This window comes from Mesorhizobium sp. M7A.F.Ca.CA.002.05.1.1 (assembly GCF_003998335.1).
Taxonomy (GTDB): Bacteria; Pseudomonadota; Alphaproteobacteria; order Rhizobiales; family Rhizobiaceae; genus Mesorhizobium.
In genome coordinates, this window is record NZ_RZQI01000446.1 from 1 (window position 1) to 4,822 (window position 4,822).

Here is a 4,822-nt window from a genome sequence, read left to right on the forward strand (position 1 = left end):
GTTGAGGTTAGGGGGTCACCCCAGACCGACCGTTTGCCAATCGATGGAAAGGAAAATCCATGCGCAAAACGATAATTCTTGCCGCAGCTGCCAGCCTGATGCTGGCTGGCGCCGCCAGTGCCCAGCAGCAACCCGCGCCACAGCCCACTCCGGCGCCGGCAACGCCTGCTCCAGCCACGCCCCAGGCTCAGCCGGCGGTGCCGACGATCCAGAGCGTCAACATCGTCGACATCACGGAGCTGCCAAAGGACACCCAGACGCAGGTCAACCAGGTGATCGCCCAGCGCGGCGATGACGGCTTGAAGAAACTGCGCAGCTCGATCGACGCCACGCCCAAGGTGAAGTCGGCGCTGGAGGCCAAGGGAATGACCTCGGCGCAGGTGGTCGCGGCCAGTATGGAACCCAATGGCGCACTGACCCTGATCACCAAGAAGGCGAGCTGACGCCACGGCACGGCGGGCCGGCATCCGGCCGGCCGGCCGCATCGGGAAAGGAACCTTCGCCGGGCGGGATTCGTTTTGTTCTTTTCGCGCTAACCCGCGCCCCGAAACGATTTCTCTCAGGAGCGAGCGATGGCGATCACTTTCTCGACCAGAATGCAGGCAGTCGCCGCCATGGCGTTCCTGGCGGCTGCCGGTCCGGCTACCGGATTGAAGGCGCAAGGGCTGGAAAGCACGGAGACCGTCAACCGCATCGTCGGCTCGCAGGTCAAGCAGGAAGAGACCAAGGCCACCACTGAGGCCGCAAACGTCAACACGGCGATCGACCGCACGCGTGAAAACATCGGTACGGTACGCAAGACGTCCAAGCTCGACAAGGTCGACATCGTGTTCCTCACCGACGCCGCGCGCAGCGAAGGCGGCCCGCCGCCGGAGATCGAAAGCAAGGTCAAGCAGCATCAGGACGACATCACCGAGCTGCGCAAGGAGATCGAAGCCAACGCGCTGCTGTTCAACGCCATCGAATCGCAGCGCGTGCAGGCGCAGGATGTCCTTGCCGTCGAATTCGACGATCCCGGAAAGATCGTCATCTACGCCGCGGCCAAGCCATCGAACTGAGCTGAGCGCGCCGAAAGATCTCACAGCTTGAGATCTCACAGCTTGCCCATCACCTTCTGCTGAAATCCGTAGACCTCGCGCTTGCCGCCGAGCGGCACCAGCGTGACATCGCGCTCCTGGCCCGGCTCGAAACGCATGGCCGTGCCCGCGGCAATGTCGAGGCGCATGCCCCTGGCGCGCTCGCGGTCGAATTTCAGCCCCTCATTGGTCTCGAAGAAATGGTAGTGGCTGCCGACCTGGACCGGCCGGTCGCCGCTGTTGGCGACTTTCAGGGTGACGGTCGGCAGGCCCTTGTTGAGCTCGATGTCGCCGCCCACCGTGATGATTTCACCGGGGATCATGGTCGCCCTCACACGATGCCGAAGGCGAGACCGATGCCGATCGCCGCACAGGCGGCACCGGCAGCACGGGCCACTCCACGGAACCGGATGCCGAGACTGAGACCGGCAGCGATGCCGGCGGCATGCAGCAACAGCGTGGCGATGGCAAAGCCGGCCATGTATTCAAGCCCGCCGGCATTCTCCGGCACCTCGGTGCCATGCGCGTGGCCGTGGAAAAGTGCGAACAGGCCGATGATGGCGACCCCGGCCGAGACCGGCAGATCGATCGCCAGCGCCACCAGCAGCCCGAGCGTCACGACCGATGCCAGTATGCCCGGTTCGACGAAGGGCAGCGGCATGTGCAGCATACCCAGCGCGCCGCCGACCAGCATGACGCAGACAAAGGCCGCCGGCCAGGCAAGAACCGCCTTGCCGCCCTTGAGCGCCGCCCACAGCCCGACTGCGGCCATCACCGTCATATGATCGAGCCCGGAAAGCGGGTGCATGAAGCCGGCCGTGAAGGAGGAGGCCGTGCCGATGCCGACATGAGCATAGGCCGGCATGGCAGCGGCCAGCAGCAGGATCGCCGACAGGCAGAGGCGTTTGGCGGGGATCATCTGTTTGCCTTTCGTTTTGCTCGGTCTGGTGTTTACGCCGCCTTGCTGGGACCGCAGCCTTCAGCCTTGAGAACGCGTCTGCTCGACGCCGGATATTTCTTCAGCATCGCTGGCGGGCGGATCGGCCGCGCCGAAAAACCACCGCCGCAATTGGGGCAGATGCCGCCCAACACCTGTTCCACGCATCCGGCGCAAAAGGTGCACTCGAAGGTGCAGATCAGCGCATCCGTCGCCTCCGGCGGCAGGTCCTTGTCGCAGCATTCGCAGTTGGGACGCAGCTCCAGCATCCTGTCCTCCTCAACGGATCGGTTCGTGCACGGTCACCAGCTTGGTGCCGTCGGGAAAAGTCGCCTCGACCTGCACGTCATGGATCATCTCGGCGATGCCTTCCATGACTTGCGCGCGGCTGACGATATGAGCGCCGGCTTCCATTAGTTCGGCGACCGGACGGCCGTCGCGGGCGCCTTCGACGACGAAGTCGGTGATCAGCGCGATCGCTTCCGGATGGTTGAGCTTGACGCCGCGTTCGAGCCGCTTGCGCGCCACGATCGCCGCCATGGCGATCAGCAGCTTGTCCTTTTCCCTCGGCGTCAGGTTCATGCGTTTCCCTGGATTGGTAGAGACAGGCCTATAGTGACCATAATTTGGGCAACCCCGCCCTTCCGTTGAGCAATTCGACGAGTGGAACCAGCCGCTGGCGCAGCCGGTAGCCGTCCCCGGCGTAGAGCCTCGCAAGAAGCTTGCCAGATTTCTTCACGCTCCAGGCACTGGCGCTGCCGTGTTCGCCGACGATCTCCAGAACCCGGTCGAGCAGGGCCTCGGCGCGTGGCGACACCAGAAGCAGCGTCGCCACCGCGATCGCGCCGCCGGCAACCGCCGGGCGGTCGAGCGTGGCGGCGATATCGGGTCCGATGCGGAAATCCTCGGCATGAATGAGGGCGCCATCCTGGCGCACACGCCAGCGGTCATGGAAGTTGCCCTGCGTGGCGCGTTCGCCCATCGCCAGGCGGCCGAAGACGGCGGCTTCCAGCACCAGCGCCTCGGCGCCGACGGCAAGCTCGACGTCGAGCGTGCGGGCAAAGGCCGCCCGGTCGAAGACGATGGTTTCCTGCGGCAGCCAGGCGATCCGGCCATTTTCGCCGACCGACAAATTGACCCGCACTTCGGCACGGTCGGACGCGGCCCGGTAGATTTTCTCGCAGGCCTGCGTGGTGATCGATGCCGAAGCGGCCGCGCCGACATCCACCTCCCAGGCGATACGGTCGCCGCCGGTCATCCCGCCGGCGGTGTTGATCAGCACCGCCTCAAACGGATCGGCCGAGACGGCCGGCATCCTTATCTTGGCGGCGCCGTCCTGATAGAGGCGCCGCAGGCGCGTGCGGCCCTCACTGAGCGCGCAGGAAAGCCGCGCGACGCCCGCAACGCGCTGCGTCGAAATCCCGTCATGTTCGCCGCTAGGTTCGCCCATATCCATGCCTGCACGTTAAGCACTCCGTCGGCTTTGTCGATATGGAGTTCGATATAGCTTGTTGCTTGACAACGTTTCGGTTTCTATAGAGGGAACCACCTTGGTACGGTCATGCTGCGCTTGGCGGAGGCATTAAACGACGACGACGGCTTGATACCAGGAGAAAAAGGGGCGCTGCTCAGTTGGCGTCGGGAAACGTCGAGATAGTGGGGAAGGAACCGAATGGCCGACCAGCTGGCAACGGATATCATCGCGAAGATCAAGGCTCATGCCGAGCCGGGCGGCGAAGAAATCACCACCACCACCGAATTGACCTCGCTTGGCATCCATTCGCTCGAGCTGACGGAGATTATCTTCGATCTTGAGGAAGAGTATGGCATCGAGATCGAGATGAACACGGTCGACGCCTGGAGCAATCTGAAGAACGTCGGCGACATGGTCGAAGCTGTGCGCGCGCTGATCGCGAAAAAAGCCTGAACTGAATGCGGCAGCGCGTTGTCATCACCGGCATGGGCGGCATTTGCGGGCTCGGCACCAGCGCGCCCGCGATCTGGAACGAGATGCGCGCCGGCCGCTCGGCCATCGGCCAGATCACAAGTCCCCAACTGCATGATTTGAAGGTCAAGGTCGGCTGCGAAATCAAGGCGCTTCCCGATCACGGAATCGACCGCAAGCAGACCGTGTCGATGGACCGCTTCAGCCTGCTGGCGACCATCGCAGCCAGAGAAGCCATGCAGGAGGCCGGCCTGGTTTCGAATGAAGCCACCACCTATCGGATGGGCACCGTCGTCGGTGTCGGCGTCTGCGGCTGGGAGGCGATCGAAGAGAGCTATCGCGCCATCCTGGTCGAGGGCAAGAACCGCGCCGGTATCTTCACCGTGCCAAAGGTTATGCCAAGCGCGGCCTCCGGCCATGTCAGCATGAGTCTGGGCCTGCGCGGCCCGGTCTTCGGCGTCACCTCGGCCTGCTCCTCCTCCAACCACGCCATCGCCTCGGCCGTCGACCAGATCAGGCTTGGCCGCGCCGATGTGATGGTCGCCGGCGGCACCGATGCGCCGCTGGTCTGGGGCATCCTGAAGGGCTGGGAAGCATTGCGCGTGCTGGCGCCCGATACCTGCCGGCCATTCTCGGCGGATCGCCAGGGCCTGTCGCTCGGCGAGGGCGCCGGCATGGCGGTCCTGGAAACCTACGAGCATGCCATGGCGCGCGGCGCCACCATCCTGGCCGAGGTCGCCGGCGCCGGCCTCTCCGCCGATGCCTCCGACATTGTCGCGCCGACCGTCGAAGGGCCGACAGCGGCCATGCGCGCCTGCCTGGCCGATGCCGGCTTCAATCCCGAGGATGTCGACTACCTCAACG

The 4,822-nt window shown here is 64.7% G+C and carries 9 protein-coding genes; 4 read left to right on the forward strand and 5 right to left on the reverse strand.

The genetic code is table 11. The features are described from left to right. Window positions 1-59: 59 nt before the first annotated feature. Both EN939_RS21085 and EN939_RS21090 read left to right on the forward strand, forming a co-directional pair. Entirely contained in the window at window positions 60-443 is a 384-nt protein-coding gene (locus tag EN939_RS21085; protein WP_127269523.1) for a hypothetical protein, read from the forward strand. Between the two features lie 129 nt (window positions 444-572). Continuing rightward, on the forward strand, window positions 573-1,058 hold the full coding sequence (locus EN939_RS21090) for a hypothetical protein (RefSeq protein WP_127269524.1): 486 nt from the start codon (window positions 573-575) through the stop codon (window positions 1,056-1,058). A gap of 35 nt (window positions 1,059-1,093) precedes the next feature. On the opposite strand, the gene EN939_RS21095 is transcribed toward EN939_RS21090, so the two are convergent. From EN939_RS21095 to EN939_RS21115, 5 genes are read right to left on the reverse strand one after another with little or no spacing between them, the layout of a single operon-like run. After that, on the reverse strand, window positions 1,094-1,399 hold the full coding sequence (locus EN939_RS21095; protein ID WP_127269525.1) for an urease subunit beta: 306 nt from the start codon (window positions 1,397-1,399) through the stop codon (window positions 1,094-1,096). Between the two features lie 8 nt (window positions 1,400-1,407). After that, a complete protein-coding gene (locus tag EN939_RS21100) occupies window positions 1,408-1,995 on the reverse strand; it encodes a HupE/UreJ family protein (RefSeq protein ID WP_127269526.1) in 588 nt (195 codons plus the stop codon). Between the two features lie 32 nt (window positions 1,996-2,027). Continuing rightward, window positions 2,028-2,282 carry a DUF1272 domain-containing protein gene (locus tag EN939_RS21105; protein ID WP_127269527.1) on the reverse strand — a complete coding sequence of 85 codons (255 nt, stop codon included), beginning with the start codon at window positions 2,280-2,282 and terminating at the stop codon, window positions 2,028-2,030. A gap of 10 nt (window positions 2,283-2,292) precedes the next feature. Next, window positions 2,293-2,595, reverse strand: a complete 303-nt coding sequence (locus EN939_RS21110; RefSeq protein WP_127269528.1) for an urease subunit gamma — start codon at window positions 2,593-2,595, stop codon at window positions 2,293-2,295. A gap of 28 nt (window positions 2,596-2,623) precedes the next feature. Next, window positions 2,624-3,463 carry an urease accessory protein UreD gene (locus EN939_RS21115; protein ID WP_127269529.1) on the reverse strand — a complete coding sequence of 280 codons (840 nt, stop codon included), beginning with the start codon at window positions 3,461-3,463 and terminating at the stop codon, window positions 2,624-2,626. A 222-nt stretch (window positions 3,464-3,685) separates the two neighbouring features. Here EN939_RS21115 and EN939_RS21120 point away from each other — a divergent pair, with 222 nt between their 5' ends. Both EN939_RS21120 and EN939_RS21125 read left to right on the forward strand, forming a co-directional pair. Next, window positions 3,686-3,940, forward strand: coding sequence for an acyl carrier protein (locus EN939_RS21120; protein ID WP_013528393.1), 255 nt, complete (start codon window positions 3,686-3,688; stop codon window positions 3,938-3,940). Between the two features lie 5 nt (window positions 3,941-3,945). Then, on the forward strand, window positions 3,946-4,822 hold an 877-nt coding region (locus EN939_RS21125), incomplete at its 3' end, for a beta-ketoacyl-[acyl-carrier-protein] synthase family protein (protein ID WP_164751121.1).

What these genes read in the sequence shown, in the direction of transcription:
- EN939_RS21085 (WP_127269523.1), top strand. Translation starts at nt 60, where the DNA reads ATGCGCAAAACGATAATTCTTGCCGCAGCTGCCAGCCTGATGCTGGCT.
- EN939_RS21090 (WP_127269524.1), top strand. Translation starts at nt 573, where the DNA reads ATGGCGATCACTTTCTCGACCAGAATGCAGGCAGTCGCCGCCATGGCG.
- EN939_RS21095 (WP_127269525.1), bottom strand. Translation starts at nt 1,399, where the DNA reads ATGATCCCCGGTGAAATCATCACGGTGGGCGGCGACATCGAGCTCAAC.
- EN939_RS21100 (WP_127269526.1), bottom strand. Translation starts at nt 1,995, where the DNA reads ATGATCCCCGCCAAACGCCTCTGCCTGTCGGCGATCCTGCTGCTGGCC.
- EN939_RS21105 (WP_127269527.1), bottom strand. Translation starts at nt 2,282, where the DNA reads ATGCTGGAGCTGCGTCCCAACTGCGAATGCTGCGACAAGGACCTGCCG.
- EN939_RS21110 (WP_127269528.1), bottom strand. Translation starts at nt 2,595, where the DNA reads ATGAACCTGACGCCGAGGGAAAAGGACAAGCTGCTGATCGCCATGGCG.
- EN939_RS21115 (WP_127269529.1), bottom strand. Translation starts at nt 3,463, where the DNA reads ATGGGCGAACCTAGCGGCGAACATGACGGGATTTCGACGCAGCGCGTT.
- EN939_RS21120 (WP_013528393.1), top strand. Translation starts at nt 3,686, where the DNA reads ATGGCCGACCAGCTGGCAACGGATATCATCGCGAAGATCAAGGCTCAT.